Genomic DNA, 22,526 nt, shown 5'->3' with positions numbered 1-22,526 from the left:
CTTAGCTATACTGATGTATTGAAGGAGATAACAGATTCGAAGCGTGGTCCCGGTTCACCTTGACGATTTGGGCGCGAAGCTCCGCACTCATCGTGTTAAGCCTGTCGACTGCTTTGGCCAGATGCTCTATGCACTCCGCGCGGTCCGCTGCGGTGTACACGTCTTGACTCTGGAGGTCGACGTGGTGCATGAACCGTCGAATCATCTCTTTGCTGACTCCAGCCTTACGAAGCCGTGTTCCGTAAGCATGGCGATGCCCATGAACGTGAGTACCGAAGTGCATAGCCGGGATTAGCCCGATACGACGCACTGCATCCGCGTGAGACTCTTCGAACTTCCCGATTTTGTAGGGAGCTCCCTTGGGGTCACGGGCCGTATTTAGAAACGCAAACGGATGATGACGCAAAGCCGGGTCTATCCGTTGGACCTGTTCCATGTACAGGTGCCAGATGTCCCAGAAGAGTTCTCCAAACTCCGGCACAAACCAGTACGCTTGTTTGTAATAACCACCAAATTGCGTCTCGTGCATACCTCCTTTCCAGCCGGCCGCAGAGGTGGACAAGTCCCAGTCACGCGGTGCAAGTCCGAATCGCTCAGCTAGGTACTCAGCGCGATTACCTGTCCGCTGATTACCGGCTGCATCGACCCACTTCGGGTCGAGAGGCCCTGCCCCCCAAGTGGGATGGTGGATGAGCACCAATGCTCGTCCCTTGTGACTTGGGTCCTCCATCACGTCCCAAAGATAGAGATGGAACGGTTCTGACATACGGAAGCCCGCTCCGTTGAGCAGGAGTGTGATGAGCATGTCGCGGTAGTTGTATCTCCGACCGACTTTGAACCCTTTCAGGATGAGGTCCAGAATCCGGCTTTCAGGAAATGAGCGAGGCACCTCCTGCTCGACCCGCGGAGTCTTGTGCCGGTATCGTGTCCCGCTATGCTGACCAGGAGTACGACTCGTTTCCTGAACTGTGGACCAGGTGTGCCCAAGGAAAGCAGAGTTCCGCCGATATATGTAAGCCGCTTCGGCCAATCGCCGGTCGTATCGACTTCCCACCCAAGTCTTGGCTGGATTGTGCTTACCGGGATACTTCTCTGCCCACCAGTTGAAGAAGTCTGTGAGGTTGATGATGATGCGACTCGATTCGCCGAATCGTCGGGCGGTCCACCATAGGCCGCTAGGGTCGTCTCCCGTGACGCTGATGGACCCTGTGAGCAGACGCTGCCGGAAATTCACAAATACGGCTTGCTCATCGTCGTAGCCGGGGTGCGCGTCTACGTAATCCAAGAACAACCGCACTGCTCGGACTACCTTCAGCATCCAGGCTGGACTGCGAGAATCCCAATGTTCAAGCAGGTAGTCGACCAGGACCTCGACCGGGCCGTTTATGGTCAGGAGGACGGGAATCACGTACGAGATACCAGTCTCGTCGGTGAATACGCGCCCTCGGGTGACCGTTGACTCAAACACGGACGTCCCCGCACGGGTCAGCTTGCAAGGGGGTCACGCGGCTGGCCAGCGGGACAACTGGCCGGCCAAAAGCGGTGACACAGCTGAGCTTCTCACGGCGGCCTGTCGTCTCGCGCAGCGACGGGGAACGCCTCAGGATGCGCCCAAAAGCCCGCGGTACAGCGTGGCCACAGGCCGTGAACCTCTGTCCGCCGTCACAAATCTTGCCAAATCTCATTTCGCGAGCCTCTCAATGGTATCCACTCATAGATAGAGAGACTCGCGAGCGGTTGGCGCGAAGAGAATACGGTCAGGTCACGAATAGTTTCAATTCGGCATTGCGCCTGAAAAATAGACTAACCGATAAACAAAAAATTATCAAAGTTTTTTTAAGGTCGAATCAGAATCTCATTTAACGATATACCATTAAAATTGGCCTCCCGTAGTTAACAAAAATACAAGCTAGTAATTATGCAAAACCTAGACAGTAGTGACTGAAAACCCCTTCTAGTATGGCGACTGCCGGATGCAGACGACATTTCAACGAGCAAATAAAAGAGCAATCATTTGCTCAATTTGTTTTAGGTGATATATGTGCAAGTTGCATAGGCGCTTTTTACAGATATACGCACCGCCGAGCTCTAAAATTTGCTGGGCAACCGCGCCAATTTCCGACCATTGAAAGAGAAAGCCGTCGCGGCATCGCTGAGTGCCAGCGTTGGGATACTGTTCGCGTGCCCTGCATGCGACAAGGCAAATGAAAATGACCGGAGGAAATCTGGTTAAACGTGGGGCCACCGCGCTGAAATTATGACGGCATCGACCATCGTGTTGAGGCGGTTCGTTGGCCATGACCGACTTCTTCATCGCGAGAGGGGCGCAGAGGCGCGGTTCGTTTTGAGCGACGGGTGGAGGGGCGATGCGTGGTTATGTAGCGAGAAAACGTCCCGCGGCCTGGGCAACCAAAAAGAAGCTGGCACTGATTTCCGAGACCTGGCAATGAAAACGGCGCCGGGCTTACAATGACGACCGACCCGTCAGGTACACCCGCTGACCACAACCCGGACCAAATGACTGCTTTGCAATTCGTCGCTCCGCCCGAGAAATTATGCGCATCGCGCCGAACCTTGAGTTCGGCCGAGCGGTTGCGGCTGCTCGCGCGGATGTTCACGCGACCGGTATTTACGGATATTGCGCGGTCTGGAAACTGGCAGGTAGCGCTCGGGTTCCTGGCGGAGCACGGACTGTTGACAGCGGCCAAGGGCCAGCCGTTAGCATCATTATTTGAGTCTGCGTGGCTCGAGATTCGACGAGCTTACCGCAACGAGTTCGTCTACAAGACTGAAATTGCCGGCCGGATAGTGTTTGGAAGGCACAGTCCGAATACTGCGTCGCTGCACGTAGAGCTTCCCGTCGGACGCTCAATTGTCGACGTTGCGGTCTTCAACGGCACGTCGACGGCCTACGAAATAAAAACCGAGTTCGACACACCGCGACGTCTCACTACACAAACCTCGAACTACTTGGCTGCGTTTGACCGCGTTTGTTTTGGTGACCCATCCGCGCTGCGCGGAAAACTACGCTGACATCGTTGACCCGCGCGTGGGTGTCCTTGTGCTGACCGAGCGAGGCTCCTTGCAGCAGATTCGCGAGCCTTTGACCAACCGGAACAACGTCGCACCCAGCACCATATTCAGTTGTCTCCAAAAAGCCGAATATGTCGATGCAGTTTCGAAGAAAGTTGGCGAGCCTGTAGTGAAACCGTCCGGGATTATTCAAGCCTATTGCGGCCAAGTCTTCCAAGAGTTTACGCCCCTAGAAGCGCATGCTATCTTCGTCAGCGCATTAAGAAAAAGAAAAACCGACGGGGAAACCGTGCGCTTTGTTACCGCGCTGCCAGAAAGCTTGCGCGTGCTTGGCTACGCCACTCCGTTGTCGGGGCGCCAGAGAGAAACCGCACTCTCTGCACTGAGAGAGAACGTCGGCTTCCAGCTCGTCTGAGGCTCTCTCTACGCCTGCATGGCGGAATGAGAGAGAGGGCCAAAACTTTGTACTTTCCATATCTATACGCTCGACAGTCTGAGATGTTGGCAATGCGTTCGTTGCGCGGTAACTACCCGCTGCGAGATGTCGTGATTCCGATACTTGAACCTGTCAATCGAGCCCATGCGCCGCTGCAACGATTGTTGAACGATTTCGGGGCGGCTAACGACAATCTGATTGTTGTTACAAACCCCTACCAGCACGAGTTCCATGGCCGTGGCCTCGACGGTTGGATTGAGCCTATCGAGGAAGCTATTGACGCGCATGGTTCTCTGATTCCTGGCCTGCTATGCTCGCAAGCGACGACTGCAGAGCAAATCAGAGATTTCCTCGCGCAATATCGTGGCCGCGACGTTGCCCTGATGTACATGAATGCGCGGCTGTCGGACGCTCAGGTACAACGGCTGGCAGATAGGGCGAACATTCGATTCCATATCAACCTGCACGAGCGGATGAGCGCGGCGCATCGAGCAATGCTTCCTCGTGGAAAGGTTGTGGATATTCGCGATGACTTCCAACGCAAGGCGCGCAATGCCGACTACGACGGCATCGAGTTCTTCACCGACCGACATTTGAACTATCAACAAGTAGCTGTCGGCTTCGGTGATTACCCAATTCTTGGGGCGACATTTGAAGCGGGTGGCGGTCCTGCCGCCGCGGTGGCGATACACGGCACGTTCAAGGAGCGCGGCGGAGACGTTTGGGTTGAGCACTTCGTTTCCGACGACGTCGAACTCGACGTTGGCACCGTCGGCGAGAAATTTCTCCAGGCCGCAGGGAAACTTGTCACGCGCGCTCGTCAGTTTCCGCGAAAATTCGGCAACGACCAAGCATTGCAGGATTACGCTGCCGATGTCGCGGCACAACACTATCCTGGGTTGGGGAAGAGCAAAGAGCGGCAGATTTATCACCATGTCGCTCTGATGCATCAACTGCTCACGGGCCAGCTCTGAGCGAGGGGGCACCCATGCGATTGATGGTCGCTCAGCGAAACCGTGCGCAGGGCGACCATTGTGGTGACGCCGCGTCCGAGCGTGACATTCCAGCCGTACGTGCGCGGCTGCTGAAGCGCTCGTCCTTGTCGAGCAGCCGGAAGCGGAAGACATCTGTCGCGCACTACGACTCAATGAGCCTCACGTTGTGTCTGCATCGGCTTGACCACTGCGGTCACAGCTTCTCGAACAATGTCTTGTGACAGGCCAAAACGCTTGTGACACATCGGAACGGAAGGCTCTCGCGCAAGCCCGGCAAGACGGATTGCTTCAGACTAAGCGGCTTGGGAAAAAATATCTACGCGAAGAGAAAGAACGTGTACTTACATCGAATAAGTGGTGAAAACTTCCGCGTGTTTGGCTCTAAAGAAAGTTGCGCAGACTTGCAACTCGAGTTCACCTCGGGTCTCAATGTGCTCGTCGGGGAGAACGACGCAGGCAAAACATCGGTCATCGATGCTATTCGGCATGTGCTGCTGACCACGAGCTATGAATTCTTGAGAATTCAAGAGCACGACTTCCACATCGAAGGGGACACGCGTGCGAAAACCCTTTGGCTCGAAGCCGAGTTCCGCGGCTTGTCAAAGGAACAACGAGCAACAGTCGTTGAATGGCTGACATACCCGAATTCGGGCGACCCCTATCTAGTAGTCCACGTAACCGCAAAATTCGGCAAGCCGATTGGTCGGAACCGCGGGAATGTCGTCACCGTCGTGATGTCAGGGCACGGAGGTTCGGGAGTCGAAATTGGCAGCGCAGTGCGTGACCTCATTCGCGCTACTTATCTGAGGCCGCTACGTGACGCGGAAGCTGAATTGCGCGCGGGTCGCCAGTCGCGACTTTCGCAAATCCTGCTGGCTCACAAGAACATCGTAGGCCAAGACCTTGACGATTTCGACCGTGACGATGCGTCCAAGCAACCGGCGACACTTGTGGGATTCATGCAGCAGGCCCAGCATCGCATCTCTTCAAGCGAGGTAATTCAGGCTGTACAGCAGGAAGTTAACGATAAGCACCTTGCTCGGGTGTCATTTTCCGGCGACCAGCTATCATCGCGTATTGGCATCTCATCAAGGATGTCACTTCTCCAAATCTTGGAGAAACTGGAACTTTCCCTGTTACCTCCAATCGGGGTCTCAGAATTCGAACAATGCGCGCGAGGTCTTGGCTACAACAATGTCCTCTTCATGTCGGCAGAACTTGTTCTCCTAAGTGAAGGTGAGGAACTGGCCCTTCTGCTGATTGAAGAGCCCGAAGCGCACATTCATCCCCAGCTACAAGGCCGCGTACTTGAGCTATTCCGTGAACACGCGGAGCGCACGGAGCAGCCTGTACAAGTGCTGATAAGCACCCATAGTCCCACGCTCGCTTGTGCTGCGCCGGTTGAGAGCACGATTCTGATGGTTAAGGGTAAGCCATACCCTTTGAGGAAAGGTTTCACCAAACTCGAAGACGGAGACTACGCGTTCCTTCAGCGTTTCCTCGATAGCACAAAGGCGAACCTTTTCTTTGCTCGCTCAGTCGTCATTGTTGAAGGCCCAGCTGAGGCGATTCTGCTCCCGACGCTAGCTGCTCAGTGCGGATTGTCATTTTCGGAAAATGGCGTCTCTATCGTCAACGTCGGCACAGTCGGCCTGTTCAGATACGCGCGCATCCTTCAACGTCAAAACGATGACCACCTTCCTATCCCGGTCGCATGCATTACTGACCGTGACATAGTTCCGACACACATCGATTATGTTGAACGTCCGGCAAAAGGAAAGCGCTTCTTTGACCAGTACACGGCTCCCGAGATTGTCGACCACGTGAAACGGAAAGAGAAACGTGCAGAAGGCGGCTCCACCAAAGTTTTCGTCTCGGACGCCTGGACGTTGGAATACGACATGGCCGCGTCGGGTTGCGCAAAGCTGCTTCACGACGCGGTCGCATTGGCAAAGAAGGCCGGCGACGATGGCTTTCTGACGCAAACCGAAATTGAAACAGAGCTTACGTCGGCCAAGTTGGTCTGGGACGGCTATGTCAAAGACGGGAAGGCCGCGCACGAAATCGCTGCAAACGTCTACAAGCCACTGCAAACGAAACAAGCGTCGAAAGCCATCACCGCCCAATTCTGCGCTCACCTGCTCAAGACTGGAAACTACGGCTCGGGCCCGAGTCTATTGGCGGCGCTTCCAACCTATCTTCAGAATGCGCTTCGCTACGTGACTACAGACAGCCTGACGCCGCCCGCCAAAACGTCGGCAAACGGAGCGGCATCCGCGGTGGGTGCGAGCGTTGTAGTTTCGCCGGGGGCCACGCCGTGAGCATTCCCGCTATTACTCAGGCAGACATCGACGAACTGCAAGTTGAGTACCCTTCGCTGGACTTTTCCCACCCTGAGCGCCAAGCTGTTCTATTGGCTGATGGCACCGTGGACGTCCAGGCGGCACCTGGAAGTGGCAAGACGACACTCTTGGCCGCGAAGTTATCCATTCTGGCGAAGAAATGGCAGCAGGCGAACCGAGGAATTTGTGTTGTCTCCCATACGAATGTTGCTCGCGAGGAGATTGAGGCGAGGCTCCGCGAAAGCAGCAATGGGACGCTCCTTTTTTCGCATCCGCACTTTATCGGGACAATCCAGACGTTCATTCACAAATTCGTATCGTTGCCGCTGCTCCGAAGCTTTGGCATTGAAGTGCGAGTGATTGACGACGACGAGTGTCGACGGCTTGCAGAGCTACGAATCGACGCGAGCTATAAGCTGGCGGCTCTGGCCAGAAATTCGCCGAACAAGTACGCCCCTGCGATGCAATCGCTGCGCTACATCGGTCCGAAGTTGGAGCTATCGTGCGCCGATGGAAGTCTACCGGGAAAAACTGCACCCACCTATCCTCTTATCGCAGACTTGAAGAAGTCATTGACCAAAGACGGAATCTTTCGCTACGACGACATGTTCGCCTTTGCTCAATACGCCCTGGCGAAATATCCCGCGCTCTCGGTCGCTTTGGGACACAGATTTCCGCTCGTGTTCGTCGACGAAATGCAGGACACTAGCGACGCACAAGATGAGCTTCTCAAGAGCGCTATGGGCGCGGGAAGTATCTTCCAACGCTTCGGCGACGTGAACCAGCGCATATTGCGGAATGGCGACAAAACCGCCGCAGCGTTCCCACTGCCTGATTCGCTGCCGGTATCGACAAGTAAGCGCTTCGGCGCCAGCATAGCGGCCGTTGCAAACAGCCTGCGCGCGTTTGGCGAGGACATTGTCGGGGACAATATCGAGAGCTCTCTCCCCGTCACGCTTTTCACTTTTGGTGACGAAAGCGTGAAGGCCGTCATACCTGCTTTCGCAGAGAGAGCCGGCCAGTTAGTGCCGGCCGCCGAAATCGCGCGGTATGGCATCAAGGCCGTGGGTCAACGAAAGGATGAAACGACTACAGCTGGCTGTGGACGGTTCCTCGGGGACTACGCGGATACCGATGCTCCCCCGTCCGGAAAAGCCTCATACATGGTGAATTTGCATATGGCGCTGCAGATGGCTGCAGCCGCGCGCGCAGAAGCCCGCAACCTCGCCGACGCGGCGTCGCGGACACGAGTTGCGCTTCTTCACCTTTTGCGCGACTTGGGCTGGTTGCCGGCGAAGGAAGCAAAGACTTGGCGACAGTTGGAAGCCTACGCTGAATTGTCGGCTTTTCGCGAGTTTAACGCGATGGTTGAGAACCTGCTGCATATGCCTACGCCATCCGTCGTTGAGAGCGACTGGGACGTCGTTCTGAGCGGCGTGGCCGTGCGTTTGTCAGCGATTGTTGGCCAAATCATCACGCTTGATGACCTGCGCGAGCGCGAAATCAGTCGATTCAGCATGTCGCAGCCAGCCCCCCTAAGCTTCGCTCAAATTCGGACTACGTCACGCGGTCCAGTTGTCGAGACTATTGCAGCGGTAAAAGGCGAAACCCACGCAGCAACATTGGTCCTCGAATGCGTCTACAACCGTAAGTACGATGTCACCGCGTCACTGCCGTTTCTATGCGGAGAAAAATCGAGCCTTACCGAAGCGGATGGCAACACATTAAGTCGCCTCCACAGTCTTTTTGTAGCGGCGACGCGCCCGCGACATTTCTTGGCGTTCGCTATCCATCAGCAAAGGCTAACTACCTCGCATCGAAGTCGCCTGGAAGCGCTGGGTTGGGTTGTAGAAGATGTGACATGAATCGTCAATCGCCCACTTCAACCGTCGTGCCGGCTACGGCAAGCTCGGGCGCCGGCGTTTGATGGGCTACCAAGTGCCAAATGCACGGTATCTTATCGACGCCGTGGCGCAATTTGCCGTGCATGGTGCGCGGTATTGATAGCGGGCGGCGACACTCGCGATATGCAAAGCAGATACCTGATGTCACAGTCGTTTAGCCTACAGAGGGGTTTCAGATGCCCCCCGTCGACTGACGAGGTATTGCGTTTTGGACAATATCGCAAGCCCACAAGCGGGTCTGAAAGTGCAACCGCATCGAATCCGTGGGCTCTCGGTAGGCAACCGTATGGAGCAAGGGCTAAAATAGCGTTTTGATGACCAACCCGACGGAGCCGAACGACATGCTCCCAGCGGCCATGTCCGTCCTTCCGCACTTTTTCAGTTGACTATGCTCGTGCCATCGAACCGGCAGTGAATGCCACGTTCGACTACCTGCAAATAGAAATCGTAGGCGGTTGTCGGCGCCCTGAACCCTAAGCGTTCTACCTTCTCTCTATGATTTCATTCCAGCAGGCCGTCAGCCTTCGCGAGATTGAGGCCGAATACGATACGGTTAGCCGCGACCCGATTTTGCGGATTCCGCTCGCTCTTCGATACGGCGGTGCAGTTGGCGTTCCCTCAGCGCTGATGCAGTACGTCGCGACGTGGTCGCGTCTTCACGCTAATTCTGCGCTTCGACTATACGGAAATGTTGACAGCAATCCAATGGAGGCGTTAGCGCAAGAGCCGCACGGGTTGGTCTCCACCTATTTCGCTGGCTCGGTCTTAGTGCCGGGACGTGAAGACCCGTTATCGACACGGGAGGCACTTTCATTTGGCGTCGGCAGAATCCAAGCCATGCAGGAGAGCCAGTTCCGCGACACGATGCGCGGCAGAGGAGTCTTCCTCTGTTGCTTCGCGCGGGCGAAGAACGAATATCTCCTTCCGTTTTACAGCCGGCCGCATCCCAGTGGGCTGCGCTCACGCGCGGACTTTGTCCAACTCACCTCGAAGATAATCAGTGCATGCGCTCCCGCGGCGGAATGGAAGGTTACCGAGCAAGACAATACCGCGATTGGGACGTTGATTTACGAGCTCTTCAAGAACACAGACGAGCACGCCACCGTCGACGCGGAAGGGAAGCCGTACGTCAGAAACGTACGGGCTCTTATGGCGAAGTTCATTTCCTATGACCGCGATGCTCAATACGAGCAGGTGGTTTCCGACGACGCAGCATTCAGCGAATACTTGGCAGAGCATTCTGCAGCCCATGCGGCAGCGGCTCCTGGCAGGGACTCCCCGCTTCAGCGTACGTCATTCTTAGAGTTGACAGTGCTCGACACCGGGCCAGGTCTCGTCCGTCGCTGGATGTCACGATACGGTGCGCCGTCGGCAGGAACTCTTTCCATTGACGAAGAGGTAGACATCGTCAAACGTTGTTTCGCTCTGCACGAAACAACGAAGGAGACGAATGCAAGCGGTGGTGGGCTTACCTATGTGCTCAAGACACTGAGCGAGCTGAACGCATATCTCCGTCTCCGCACGGGACGGATTTGCCTCGTCCAAGATTTTTCGAACACACCCGCCGGCGCGTTTGAGCCAACGCATTGGCTTGAAAACCAGAGAGAATTGAGCCACACCGCAGGCGCGTCGTACTCCATTGTGATTCCCATGACGACGGCGGTGTCGCGATGAAGGGCTTTTTTGCGTTTGATTGGATGCTCGAAAGCAGTTCGCCGGTCCGAAACTTCCATTTCCTCTTCAAGCCACCAGGCACGTTCAACGTAGAAAATCTGGCCGATGCCATTGAGGCCGGCTTGCAGGGCATCAATCCGCCGGACGTGGTTGCAATCATCTGTGAGTCGGAGGAAGCCACTGGGGTGAAGAAGGCGTTCGAGCAACCGCTGCTCGTCCAGGCTTCGAACCGTACGTCGACCAAAGTTTGTCTTTGTATCTGCTCATTTGGCCACGACGGCACCATCAACAGGGTTGATGCGCTAACCAACCCCGTAGCTGACCTCGAACGCCTGTTTCGTGGCCAGAGCGCTGCCATCCGGAACGCGGGTCTCAAAGAACTGTTTTCTGCCAAGCACGTCTCCGTCGTTGCGCCGCCCGGCTTTACCTTCGTCAAACCGTCTCAAAAGCGCTCGACGCACTTCTTGCGCGCCGAAGAAGCGTTGACCGAAGTTGAAGGAGTCCAGTTCCTCGCATTTGCCCTTCTCGAAAAGCTCTGCAATCGCGCCCGGAAAGTTGGGGCGAAGCTGGATGTGATTTTCGTCGACACGATGGGAATTGCTGCAGTGGCCTATGCGCTGCGCGACATGTACTGCACGCTGTTCGACGTTCCAAAGCCTCGCGTGGTCACGTTTCATTCTCATGATGGGATAGACAAAATCGATGCGCCACTTCATGGCACGTCGTTCACGCTTATCTCGGCATCATCGTCGATGAATCTGGAGCGAGATTGGAAACAGAAGGTGAAATGCGACGCCACTGAAGTGGTCACCCTTCTAACGCTTCTCGACGCGAAGGACGCCCAAGATGCTCTATTTGCACTTCCGGCTCCTGCAGGCCTCGATGACAAACCGCATCATAGACACCTGAAGGACCTGCCAATCGTCGGCGAGCGCTTCGCACCAGAAGACTTGTTGCCAAAGTCAGTTCTGCTCCGAAAGAAGGAACATCGACTGCCGGAGGTCTCTGATTTCTGTAAGGCCTTCGGTCTGAACGGCGCGCTTGCTGTTCAAGCTCGTGGCCCGATTCCAACCGCGAAGGTCCGCCCGATTTATCTTGATGGACGGAAGCTGTTGGATGACCTCGGCTTCAAGCATTTTGCCGACAAGCTGGTGAGTCAGCAGACCCCCGCCTCGGTAAGCGCCATCGTTTATCAAAATGATGAAGCGTCGAGTGAGATTGCGAAACACTGTGCTAAGCGGCTGCAGGAGGTCATGAATCGAGCGACTCCGCTCACTCTGATAAGCGATACCGAAATCGAGTCTGGCGATGCCAGGCTGGATAGCACGGCCGGGATTCTGGTGGTCGCAGCCGTGGTCGGGCGTGGCACGCGCCTTCTTTCGATAAGCCGTGACTTACGCGACGTCCACTCGGGAGCGCGCACCTACTTCATTGGGGCCCAGATTGCGGAAACCGCAGCTCAGCTCTCCGCACTTCCGTTGAATCTCAAACACTCGGCTTCAGGGGCGGAAATCAGAATCGAACGATTCATGGGCGTCGCTGTTGGGCAAGGTATCGACGAGTCGTTCGAGGAAGAGTTGCATGCTTTCCGAAATATTCTACGGCAGTTAGGTGGCCCATTCTTCGCGCGCCTCGAGCGCCTTGCGGGGTCCGCGAATGGCTTGGGGAACGCGGTCTTCATGCCGAGAGACGACAGCCTCGTTGAGGATATGCGACTTCGTCCAGATTTCGCATATTGGGACGGTTTTTACGAGGAAGCGAACAACACAAACGCTGCTGTTATGGCGACGGCCGGCGCGCTTCTCCAGAATGCTAGAGAGGGGAAAAAATTTGCTAGTGAAATCGACCGGCTCGCCACCGACGCATTCCAGCAGGTCATCCTCAATCCAGAGAACTTTACCCGGTACAACGACGGCGCAATCCAGGCGGCACTGTTGCGCTGCGCGCGACCCAGCGAGCTGGACTACTCGCGGGAAGCGGGTGCTAGCCAATTCATGTTGGACCTGCTGGCAAATATCTTCGAGCAGCACAATCGGCGACAAGGCGAGGCAGCGTGCGAGTTTGCGTTCGCGCTTTACACACGTAAGTTGCGTCTTCAGCAACAGCACCTTGATGAGCTAAAGATTCGCATCAGGTCGAAGCTGGAAGGCACTACTCACAAGCTTCACCTGCTCCGGATGCTGTTTGAATTTGACGCAATGCCGACAAGCGAGACGCTGCCCGACGAGTTCTGATGACACAACGGCGTCTTCTTCAGCGCAACGGACAACAGGCGGTTGACCGCGCCTCACGCCGCAAGTTTGTGTTCGTAGTAAGGCCGGTCCTTCTCATCGAGGATGGCGTACATCGCTTCCAAGCTCGATGCGCTAGGATTGAGCCACGCTTCGATGTTCTCAGGTTTGATGGGGATGATGCAGCGGTCATGACCGGCCGCTTCAATCTCCGGCGGAGGGTCGTCGGTGATGGCCGCGAATGACAGCAAATCCGGCTCACCCGGTTTGGTCCATCGCGACCACAGGCAGGCCACGTGCATCAGCTGCCGGTTGCTTGGGCGAAACTCAAGGACGACGTTCTCGTCCTTCTCATGCGTTTCCAGCACCGTGCCTTCCATCTTTGCGTTCTTCACGTTCTCGTAGAAGACCTCGACGAGCAACACACCGTGCGTGTGGCCGAAGCACGATTTCCAGAAACTTTCCAGCGAATTTTTGCGGGCATTGTATGTCCCCGGATATTTCACATCGAAACTGGCTGGCGTGCCAGCAACCCGACACTGGTATCGCATCGGCTTGACCACGTATTCACCGTTCTCCATCACCAACACCGGCGCGTACCACCCTGGGAAGATGCGCGAGTCGCGCGGCTTTAATTCGGTCCGGTTGATGTCTTCGATGCGACCAAGCGCCGCGTCGATTTTGTCGGTGGCGATGCGCCGGCTTTCGGTCGCAGCCTTCGTTACCTTAGATTCCAGCTTGCGCTCAGCATCCGTCAGGCGGGTTCGCTGCTTGAAGAGCTCCTGCTCGAGTTTCGTCTTCTGCTGGGCGCGCGTCCTGTCGATGAATTGCCAAATCTCACGCTCGCCATCGTTCTGTGGGTCGCAGAACGCATCGTCGAGCGCTTTCGGCGTCTTCGCGCTGCTCCCTTCCGCCTGAAGGAAGTAGAGACGCGCGAACTCGGCGATGTCCATGTGCGCGCCGAACATCCGTACATATCGACGGTAGTCCGCCTGGATTTGAGCCGAGTAGCACATGCGTCATCTCCGTTGGTCGATGCGGTTGCCCGCTCAATCATCTGCGTTGACTGCACCGTATTTCGGTCACGATGCACGACCCGTCGCATCCGGGACAGAAGTGCCGGTCCCGCACGCTGTCGTCAACTCGCCAGCAGTTCACTGCGTCGGCAGCCCTCGTGCCCACCGTCCGGCCATTCTCGCTCGCGAAGAACGTCGACTCACCCGCTCTGCCGCGCGCAACCGCCTCGTCAATAGTCGCATCCCCGAACGCGTCGCGCAATCCGGCCACGAACGCCGCAATCTCCGGCATAGGGTGCTTGCGCACAGGCATGTCCATCGACGTCTCCCGTAGTGACCAAAAAGGGGCACTTCACAAACGTAATTTTTAAGATACGATACTGTACATCCATACAGTATTTATTGCCATGGCAACCCTGCTCCAACACGTCGAGTCGATTCACCCAGCGCTGTGGCGCGGGGCGCAACTCGCGCGTGCTCATGGCAGGACGGTCGATACGGGCTACGCAGCCCTGTCGGCCGAACTGCCTGGCGGTGGCTGGCCGTTGGGTGCACTGGTGGAACTGCTGGTCCAGCAGCCAGGGATTGGCGAGATGCGGCTCCTGAAGCCGGCGCTCGCGGAATTGAGTGCGCGACCGGTTGTGCTGCTGCAGCCGCCGCATGTCCCCAATTCGCTGGCGTTCTCCTATCTCGGCCTGCCGGTGGACCGGCTCATGAGATTGCGGGCACCGAAGACGGCGGACGCGCTCTGGTGCGCGGAGCGCGTGCTTCAGGCAAAGAGCTGCGGCGCGCTCATCCTGTGGCAGCAGCACATCCGGACCGAGGCGCTGCGGCGATTACATCTGGCAGCGCAGGCATCGGAAACGCTCCTTGTGCTCATGCGGCCGCTGGCCAGCGCGCAGGATGCCTCACCCGCCACGCTGCGGCTCGCCGTCAGACCGGCTAACGGCGGCCTCGTCGTCGATGTCGTCAAGCGACGAGGCCCGACGCGAACCGAAACACTGTCCATCACCCTGCAACCCTCACCGATTACCCTCAGCCCCTATGGCCGTGTTCGTCGCCATCTACCTGCCCCGGCTTTCGCTGGAGGTGTTCCGTCCGAGGTGGTCACCTCCGACTGAACACGGGTGCGTCGTGCTCGAGCGCGACAAGGTCGTGGTGATGGATTCGATGGCGCGGGAAGCCGGCGTACTACCTGGAATGAAACGGGGCGGCGTCACCACGTTATCGCCCGACGCCCTGATGTACGACCGCAGCGTTGAGCGTGAACGGGAAATGCAACGCGAGGTCGCCTTCGGTCTGCTGCGCTTCTCGCCGCAGGTCGCGGTCTGCGACGAGGAAACCATCGTCATGGACGTGACGGCCAGCCTGCGGCTCTTCGGCGGCATACGTCGTGTCTGCGTACTGATGCGTGAAGTCGTCAAATCCGTCGGCGTGACCGCGCGCATGAGCGTGGCGCCGACCGGTCAGGGCGCATGGCTGCTCGCGAAGCGGGGCCGGTGTCGCGTGCTCAAGATGCCGTCGCTCGAACGAAACCTCAATGCGTTGCCGTTCACGGTCGTCCAGGAGCTCCGCGCGTTCGCTGACTGGTTTCAAGGTCTGGGCTGCCGGGTGCTCAGTGACATCCGCCGCCTGCCGCGCGCCGGGCTGAAGAAGCGTTGCGGACTGGATTTGCTCGATGCGCTCGACCGCGCCTATGGCCTGTCACCTGAGCTGTTTCAATGGCTGGAAGTGCCGCCCACCTTCAGTGCCCGAACTGAACTTCCCGACCGCGTCGAGCACGCCGACGCCATCCTGTTTTCCGCGCGAAGGCTCATCGTTCAGATGTGCGGCTGGCTGAGCGCGCAACAGCTGGCGCTGACCCACGCCACTGTGTCGCTCGAACATGAGCGTGGACGCGAAGCCGTCGAACCCACCTTCCTCGACATCGCTCTCGCCGAGCCGACGTGGCACGAGGAGCATCTTGTTCGCCTCCTGAAGGAACGTCTGGGGCGCACCGAACTGTCGGCTGCCGTGCTCGCGGTTCGCCTGATGGCTTCCAGCGTGCAGCCCGCCGAGCCGCCAAGCGATTTGCTGTTTCCTGACCCGGGTGGGTCGGCTGAAGACCACAACCGCCTCATCGAGCTGCTGGTTGCTCGACTCGGCGCTGAGAACGTGGAGCGCGCGGCACCCACATCCGACCACAGACCCGAGATGGCGAACCGCTGGGTGCCCATCCAGAACGACGCGAAGTCGCAGACGCCTCCGCAGGAACTGCCACGACCGACCTGGCTGCTCGATGAACCCATCAAGCTCATGATGAAGAACCATCGACCGTTTTACGGCTCGCCGCTCAGGCTTGTCTCGATGGGTGAGCGCATTGAAGCGGGATGGCATGACAGTGAAGCCGTCACACGCGACTACTACGTCGCGGAAGCCGCCGACAAGAGCTGCTTCTGGATTTATCGCGAACGTCCGGGCGTGAAGACGGAAGAAGTCCGCTGGTTCCTCCATGGTCTGTTCGGCTAAGACGGTACTGCCATGGACTTTCCTTCGTCGATGCTGCCGGACTATGCGGAGCTTTTTGCATTCACCAACTTCTCGTTTCTTCGTGGTGCGTCACACGGAGAAGAACTGGTACAACGCGCCTCGCTTCTCGGATATTCTGGCCTCGCAATAACGGATGAGTGTTCACTCGCCGGCGTCGTGCGCGCACATGTCGAGGCTAAGAAACAGAAGCTTCCGCTCGTCATCGGCTCGTACTTCCAGCTCGTGCATGCGGACCGAACGCCGGCGTTCGGCCTCATCCTGCTGGCACAGAATCGGGAAGGCTATGGCAACCTGTCCGAGCTCATCACGCTGGGGCGCATGCGTGCGTCGAAGGGCGAATATCTGCTGACACCGCACGACATCTCGAAGCCAGAGAAAGGCTGCGCGCACCTCAGAGGCATGCCGGACTGCCTCGCCATCCTGGTGCCGGATTTCCCTGCTAAAGAAGATGTGCTTGCGTCTCAGCTCGAATGGATGAACGATGTCTTTACGGGCCGCGCATGGGCCGGGCTCGTCATGCACCAGCGCGCGATGGACGACATTCATCGCGGCATCGTCCAGCATGTGGCCGACCAGTATCGCGTGCCCGTAGTGGCGACAGGCAATGTCCTTATGCACGTCCGGTCACGCAAGCCGCTCCAGGACACAATGACGGCAATCCGGCTGCGGAAGACGGTGGCTGAATGCGGATACGACCTCGCGCCGAATGCCGAAGGGCATCTGCGCTCGCGATTGCGTCTGGGCAACCTCTATCCGACGCACGTGCTGTCGGAGACGCTCAACATTCTGGAGCGATGTCATTTCTCGCTCGACGAGCTTCGCTACGAATATCCTGACGAGCTTGTGCCAGAGGGCTTCGCGCACGAGGCGTATCTGCGGCAGGAAACCTACATCGGTGCGCACCGGCGCTATCCCAATGGCATTCCGCACAGCGTGCAGGAGCAGATTGAGTACGAACTGCAACTCATCCGTGAGATGGAATATGAAGCCTACTTCCTCACGGTCTACGACATCGTGCGCTTTGCGCGCAGCCAGCACATTCTGTGTCAGGGACGCGGGTCCGCGGCAAACAGCGCGGTTTGCTACTGTCTGGGTGTGACCGAGGTCGACCCATCCCGCGGTAACATGCTGTTCGAGCGCTTCATCAGCAAGGAACGCGGCGAGCCACCTGACATCGACGTGGACTTCGAGCACCAGCGTCGCGAAGAGGTCATACAGTACATCTACCGCAAGTACGGGCGCGACCGCGCGGCCATCGCAGCCGCGGTGTCCACCTACCGGCCGCGCGGCGCGCTGCGCGAAAGCGGCAAGGCGCTCGGCGTCGACCCTCAGATTGTGGACAAGGTCGCGAAGTCGCATCAGTGGTTCGACCATTCGACGGACCTTCTCAAGCGCTTCGCGGAATCCGGGCTTGACCCGGAGAATCCGCTCATCGGTCTGTGGGCGAAACTGGCCGCCCAGATTCTCAATTTCCCGCGTCACCTGTCACAGCATTCCGGGGGCTTCGTCATAAGCCGCTGCAAGCTCACGCGCCTCGTGCCCGTCGAGAATGCCGCCATGGCCGACCGGTCTGCGATTCAGTGGGACAAGGACGACCTCGAAGCGCTTGGCCTGCTGAAAATTGATGTGCTTGCTCTCGGGATGCTGTCGGCGATTCGTCGCACGCTCGACATCGTGTCGGAGCAGCGTGGCGAGCGGTTCGAGATGCAGGATATTCCTGCCGAAGACGAAGCGACGTACGAGATGATTTCGCGCGCCGACACGGTGGGCGTGTTCCAGATTGAGTCGCGCGCACAAATGAGCATGCTGCCGCGGATGAAGCCGCGCGAATTCTACGACCTCGTCATTGAGGTTGCCATCGTGCGGCCGGGCCCGATTCAGGGTGGCGCTGTGCATCCGTACCTGCGCCGCCGCCAGGGGCTGGAACCTGTAACGTATCCCAGCGATGCACTGAAGGTTGCGCTCGGGCGAACGCTGGGCGTGCCCATCTTCCAGGAGCAGGTAATGCAGGTCGCAATCCTGGCTGCCGGCTTTACACCAGGCGAGGCGGACCAGCTGCGCCGCGCGATGGCGGCTTGGAAGCGCAAGGGTGGCCTCGACAAATACTACGACCGCATCGTCAACGGGATGATGCAGCGCGGCTACGAGAAGGACTTCGCCGAATCAATCTGCCAGCAGATTCATGGGTTCGGCGAATACGGTTTCCCGGAAAGTCACGCGGCGTCGTTCGCGTTGCTCGTCTATGCGAGCAGCTGGCTCAAGTGCCACGAACCCGAGGCATTTCTCGCTGCGATGCTGAACAGCATGCCGCTCGGGTTTTACTCCGCGTCGCAGCTCATCCAGGACGCGCAGCGTCACGGTGTGAAGGTGCTGCCGGCCGACGTCACCATCAGCAACTGGGACTCGGTACTTGAGCCTCACAGCTCTGCATCAAGGCCAGCAGTACGCCTTGGCCTGTCGCTACTCAGGGGCATGAAGGATGGCGCGGCGGAGCGCATTGAAGCCGCCAGAGCCGTGAGACAGTTCGGAACGGTCAGCGACCTCGCGAAACGCGCCCAACTCGACCGGAAAGACCTCCAGGTTCTTGCTGCAGCGAACTCGTTGTCGTCGCTCGCCGGCAACCGGCGTGAAGCCCTCTGGGCGTCGGTGGCCGCGGTATCCGACCGCGACATTCTCGCCGATGCGCGAGTGGATGATGACACGCCGGTGCTCGGCACGCCGTCGGAAGGGGAAGACATCGTTGCCGACTACAACTCGATGAGCCTCACGCTAGGCCGGCACCCGTTATCGCTGCTGCGGCCGGTGCTACTCGAACACTGTCTTGTGCCGGCCGCGACGCTCATGACGTACCGCAACGGCAGGCTCGCTCGTGGTTGTGGGCTGGTCACGGTACGTCAGCGCCCCGGGACCGCAAAAGGCGTGATGTTTGTGACCATCGAAGACGAGACGGGCAATGTGAACGTCATCATCTGGCCGTCGCTGCAGGAGAAGTTCCGACAGGAAGCGCTGAGTGCTGCCCTGCTGGCGGTCTACGGAACGTGGCAATGCGAGGGCGAGGTGCGCCACCTGGTCGCGCAACGGCTTGTCGACATGTCGCACCTGCTCGGCGGACTTACCGCAGTCAGTCGAAACTTCTGCTAAAGCAGCTTCCGGCCTTACTGAGCGAAGGGATTGATGGGGGGCACATTCTCGGGGTCACTGACGCGTTCGAGCATCTGGACCTTGGACCAGTTCGCAGCCATTGCCTTCAGGCTCCGCATCACATCGGCTTCCAGCGGGCGTGTAATACCGCAACATCGTCAAAGCCGTATTGTGACGCTTGACAAGCGAAACCGGCGTGAAGCTTTGTTCCGGAGTAGGGGCCGATTCTGCCGCGTTCGTTTTCGAATTCACTGCTTTTCCTGAGACGCCGACGTCTGCTAGCACCTGAAGGGCTTCAGCCTCCGTCAGTCCCAACTCGGACATCAATGTCGTTGACTGAAGGTAACGCCTCTCGTCGAGCGTCTTTTCAAGAAGTTCAGTATCCCACCCTGTTTCGAACGCCATGTCGCTGGTTTTGAAATGAACGTAATCCGACCAGTTCCTAAACCCGTACGTTCTGGATAGCAGGTCGAGAGCGGCAGTATGAGTAATCGAATCTGGACCAATACGCTTTCGCAAGAGTTTGGCTTTCCTCTTGGCCCAGTCAATTGACGGAGCGAAGACTATCTCATCCGATTTGTCCATGGACCCTCCAAGTGAGTTATTCCCTCACAGAGAGTAACATGCTGCAATGATTTCACAACGGCCACATTTATTAAAAATAGAATACGCCGGTTTATTTTACTCTTGGCACGATTACCGCTTAGCTTGCAATATTGGCAATTAAAGATATAGTGTACAGCGCGTGCAGTAGATTCGCTTATGAGGTTGGTACAGGCACCGGCGGGTGCTCATATAACCTCCAGGTTGCGATATTGGCTTTGTACGGTAAAGTAAACAGTCGCACTTAGTTGCGGCGACATTTCAGCGGATTGGCAAAACGGCGCGAACCGGAATGAACCAGGACAGTTCCTTTGGCCCAACAGAGACAAAGTAACGCATAGCTGGCGGGAACATAAGGCTTCCGGTGAAGCGGGACTCAACACAGGCGGTGCACAAGTATTCCCCCTTGGCGCTGTATTTCGCCGGCATGGTGCTCCTCCAGACGACCAGCCCTCGCATATTGACCATTTGCGTAATCGACGCCGCGCTTGTTTGACGAAATCAAATCGTTGCGTGCCGTCCCACTCTTGTGGTCGAGTCCGATTGCAGTCGCTGTTCTAGCGACGCTGCCCGGTTGTCTTGGTATCCATCATGCGCTGTGACTTTTACCGTGGCTGATGGTCCGCGCCTAACGCTTTGAAACGTGAGACTCATGAGCCGCATATCTGTGGCTAATATGCGCAGTTCGAACGCAATCGAATCAGCGTCGGCCACCTCCCCGGCGTATGGTCTCGAAACTCTTGTGCGAGCGCATTGTCTATGGCTTGGCGGCATGTGCCGTCAGCACTGCGACTAAGCGTTCCAAGATTGGATGAAATCCCTTGAAATTTATGCCGGCCTGGCCTTTTTTCACAATATACTCCGCAAAATAATGTTTGCCATATTGTGTCGCGGGGTCGAAGCCATCTTTTCCACTAAAAACTTTAGTGCCAAGTTTCGTCTGCAAAACTGCAGGCTCAAAAAAGTCTTCGATAGTCGTCGATTTTCCACCCAAGCGGGGAATCGCTACAACGTAGAAATTGTCGGAGATGTGATAAAACATCTCACTGCCATCGATGGGATTTTTGCTTTTAGTCGCTTCCTTAACGGAGGAAAATATCGCCTTCGTCCCGTCATCGTTATCAATCAACAGAATTACCGGATTCCGCTTCGATGCACTGAGGAACCCTTTGAATTCGCTGCCATATGTTGCGATAAAACTCCGAAAATCTCCAGTACCGCCCCCCAGATGCAGAATCCTGTCTGCCACCTTCGTGTAGTTGAAGAAATTGAGCAAGAGCTTTTTTCCTGACGCTGTCTTTGAAACGAGCTGCGGATACGAATCTGCGAGTTGTCGGAGCGCGCATTTGATATAGACATTATCCGTCTTGCCTTCGCAGATAACGAAAGGGAACTCTGGATTAAAGAATTGCGTGTACTGCAAATACCGGCGATATGTGCGAGAAGCTCCGTCCATATCCTTCAGCTCTACCCGAGGAATGCGTTGTTCTCGCTTATCCTTCTTTTCCATCGCGAGCTTCTTTTGCGGAAAGACACGCACGCTATCGATGAAACTCAGCATCCCGCGGAGTTGTTCCTTTGTTCCAGCTACCTCTTTGTATTCCCAAGCACCGGTGTCATTTCGGTACAACTTCTTCACCTGAAACTTTTCCGTCTTGACGAACGTATTCACCATTGCCCGAACACTTCTTACATACTCGCTTGGGACGTTCAGCTTCCTGTTAACGATTACGCCGGTCACATCCTGCCGAAACCTGTGAAATTGCATTCTCGTCTTACTATGATTCAACTCGAAACGAGAGTCCCTCACGATTCTCAACAGTGATTTCCCTGGGGCCCATTCGTTAGAGTCGCCGATTCGCGAAGCAATCGACGTCGGAAACTCTTTTCGGTTTGTCGAAAATGTTAGGTCATCCGCATATCGCGAGTAGAAACAATCGTGGCGCGCGGCCAATTCCGCCATCCGCACATCAAGAATATGAGCGACAAGATTCGAAATTGCGGGTGAACAAGGGCTGCCTTGCGGCAAAACTTTGTTGTGACAAGCTATCTGCGCCAATATCCTCGCGATGACCGGGTCAAGCGTGAAGTATCGATTTTTCGCAAAAAAACCTGTGATTCGACCGAAGTGAATCGTACCAAAAAAATTACTCAGGTCGACGTTGAATACGTATCTCTTCCCACGGTGCACTGTGGCGTTTGTCAAGATTGAATGATTTTTCCGAAAACCATGGGAAAATTTATTCCTTTTCCCCCGCTCGGTCTCAATTTCCTCGGCACAGTTGGCCAGCAACTCAGAAACGCGGGCCTGGAGAAGTTTCAACTCCTTGACCGGCGCGCTAATAGTCCGAGTTCCACCGCTTCGTTTAGCAATCGGAAAATCTATGTACTTAGACCCGTCGGCTATTCCGTACACAACATATGCAAGGCCTTTTGGCTCATACCCCAACAACCTTGCAAGTCCGTGAAGCGACTTCTGTGAGCGCAGCTGCGCGATATGAGTAGGCTTTGTCATTCGGCATAAGAGATGAGTGTCTGCGGACACTCTTTGGCAACGTATCATCCGCGAAACGGTCGCTACGAAATGCGAGGGCAGCGCCTCTGCGCATTACTTCCATTTAT

General features: G+C 56.8%; 16 protein-coding genes. 10 read left to right on the top strand and 6 right to left on the bottom strand.

Annotated features, from left to right (window positions below; genetic code table 11):
- Nucleotide 1: 1 nt before the first annotated feature.
- Nucleotides 2-1,468, bottom strand: a complete 1,467-nt coding sequence (gene gmtY, locus B0G76_RS03905) for a gamma-mobile-trio recombinase GmtY (RefSeq protein ID WP_183081987.1) — start codon at nucleotides 1,466-1,468, stop codon at nucleotides 2-4.
- A 519-nt stretch (nucleotides 1,469-1,987) separates the two neighbouring features.
- A complete protein-coding gene (locus B0G76_RS42410) occupies nucleotides 1,988-2,299 on the bottom strand; it encodes a hypothetical protein (protein ID WP_147394001.1) in 312 nt (103 codons plus the stop codon).
- Nucleotides 2,300-2,469: 170 nt separating this feature from the next.
- On the opposite strand from B0G76_RS42410, the gene B0G76_RS43455 reads away from it, so the two are divergent.
- The 7 genes from B0G76_RS43455 (at nucleotide 2,470) to B0G76_RS03875 (ending at nucleotide 12,618) form a co-directional block, all read left to right on the top strand.
- On the top strand, nucleotides 2,470-3,033 hold the full coding sequence (locus B0G76_RS43455; RefSeq protein WP_259460495.1) for a sce7726 family protein: 564 nt from the start codon (nucleotides 2,470-2,472) through the stop codon (nucleotides 3,031-3,033).
- The gene (locus B0G76_RS43450; protein WP_259460887.1) at nucleotides 2,981-3,448 is read left to right on the top strand and encodes a hypothetical protein; all 468 of its coding nucleotides are present in this window, start codon (nucleotides 2,981-2,983) and stop codon (nucleotides 3,446-3,448) included. Before B0G76_RS43455 ends, B0G76_RS43450 begins: the two co-directional genes overlap by 53 nt.
- 26 nt (nucleotides 3,449-3,474) lie before the next feature.
- Nucleotides 3,475-4,443 carry a sce7725 family protein gene (locus B0G76_RS03895; protein ID WP_147394000.1) on the top strand — a complete coding sequence of 323 codons (969 nt, stop codon included), beginning with the start codon at nucleotides 3,475-3,477 and terminating at the stop codon, nucleotides 4,441-4,443.
- A 323-nt stretch (nucleotides 4,444-4,766) separates the two neighbouring features.
- Nucleotides 4,767-6,785, top strand: coding sequence for an ATP-dependent endonuclease (locus B0G76_RS03890; protein WP_220700736.1), 2,019 nt, complete (start codon nucleotides 4,767-4,769; stop codon nucleotides 6,783-6,785).
- The gene (locus B0G76_RS03885) at nucleotides 6,782-8,671 is read left to right on the top strand and encodes a UvrD-helicase domain-containing protein (protein WP_183081986.1); all 1,890 of its coding nucleotides are present in this window, start codon (nucleotides 6,782-6,784) and stop codon (nucleotides 8,669-8,671) included. Before B0G76_RS03890 ends, B0G76_RS03885 begins: the two co-directional genes overlap by 4 nt.
- A 534-nt stretch (nucleotides 8,672-9,205) precedes the next feature.
- A complete protein-coding gene (locus B0G76_RS03880; protein WP_120290253.1) occupies nucleotides 9,206-10,384 on the top strand; it encodes a hypothetical protein in 1,179 nt (392 codons plus the stop codon).
- The gene (locus B0G76_RS03875) at nucleotides 10,381-12,618 is read left to right on the top strand and encodes a hypothetical protein (RefSeq protein ID WP_120290251.1); all 2,238 of its coding nucleotides are present in this window, start codon (nucleotides 10,381-10,383) and stop codon (nucleotides 12,616-12,618) included. The genes B0G76_RS03880 and B0G76_RS03875 overlap by 4 nt, the downstream gene beginning before the upstream one ends.
- Before the next feature lie 53 nt (nucleotides 12,619-12,671).
- On the opposite strand, the gene B0G76_RS03870 is transcribed toward B0G76_RS03875, so the two are convergent.
- The gene (locus tag B0G76_RS03870) at nucleotides 12,672-13,631 is read right to left on the bottom strand and encodes an SOS response-associated peptidase family protein (protein WP_120290249.1); all 960 of its coding nucleotides are present in this window, start codon (nucleotides 13,629-13,631) and stop codon (nucleotides 12,672-12,674) included.
- Between the two features lie 37 nt (nucleotides 13,632-13,668).
- Complete coding sequence (locus B0G76_RS43445) at nucleotides 13,669-13,950, bottom strand: hypothetical protein (RefSeq protein WP_120290247.1); 282 nt, start codon at nucleotides 13,948-13,950, stop codon at nucleotides 13,669-13,671.
- Nucleotides 13,951-14,038: 88 nt separating this feature from the next.
- Between B0G76_RS43445 and imuA the strand changes: the two genes are divergently transcribed.
- The 3 genes from imuA to B0G76_RS03850 are packed head-to-tail and all read left to right on the top strand — an operon-like array spanning nucleotide 14,039 to nucleotide 19,301.
- Complete coding sequence (imuA, locus tag B0G76_RS03860; protein ID WP_120290245.1) at nucleotides 14,039-14,752, top strand: translesion DNA synthesis-associated protein ImuA; 714 nt, start codon at nucleotides 14,039-14,041, stop codon at nucleotides 14,750-14,752.
- The gene (locus B0G76_RS03855) at nucleotides 14,676-16,139 is read left to right on the top strand and encodes a DNA polymerase Y family protein (RefSeq protein ID WP_120290243.1); all 1,464 of its coding nucleotides are present in this window, start codon (nucleotides 14,676-14,678) and stop codon (nucleotides 16,137-16,139) included. Before imuA ends, B0G76_RS03855 begins: the two co-directional genes overlap by 77 nt.
- 12 nt (nucleotides 16,140-16,151) lie before the next feature.
- Nucleotides 16,152-19,301, top strand: coding sequence for an error-prone DNA polymerase (locus B0G76_RS03850; RefSeq protein WP_120290241.1), 3,150 nt, complete (start codon nucleotides 16,152-16,154; stop codon nucleotides 19,299-19,301).
- Nucleotides 19,302-19,355: 54 nt separating this feature from the next.
- On the opposite strand, the gene B0G76_RS03845 is transcribed toward B0G76_RS03850, so the two are convergent.
- Both B0G76_RS03845 and B0G76_RS03835 read right to left on the bottom strand, forming a co-directional pair.
- A complete protein-coding gene (locus B0G76_RS03845; RefSeq protein ID WP_120290239.1) occupies nucleotides 19,356-19,886 on the bottom strand; it encodes a glyoxalase superfamily protein in 531 nt (176 codons plus the stop codon).
- 775 nt (nucleotides 19,887-20,661) lie between these two features.
- Nucleotides 20,662-22,419: a retron Ec67 family RNA-directed DNA polymerase/endonuclease gene (locus B0G76_RS03835; RefSeq protein WP_183081985.1), complete on the bottom strand. Its 1,758-nt coding sequence runs from the start codon at nucleotides 22,417-22,419 to the stop codon at nucleotides 20,662-20,664.
- Between the last annotated feature and the right edge of the window lie 107 nt (nucleotides 22,420-22,526).

This window comes from Paraburkholderia sp. BL23I1N1 (assembly GCF_003610295.1).
Taxonomy (GTDB): domain Bacteria; phylum Pseudomonadota; class Gammaproteobacteria; order Burkholderiales; family Burkholderiaceae; genus Paraburkholderia.
This window is presented reverse-complemented; position numbering and strand designations above follow the sequence as displayed.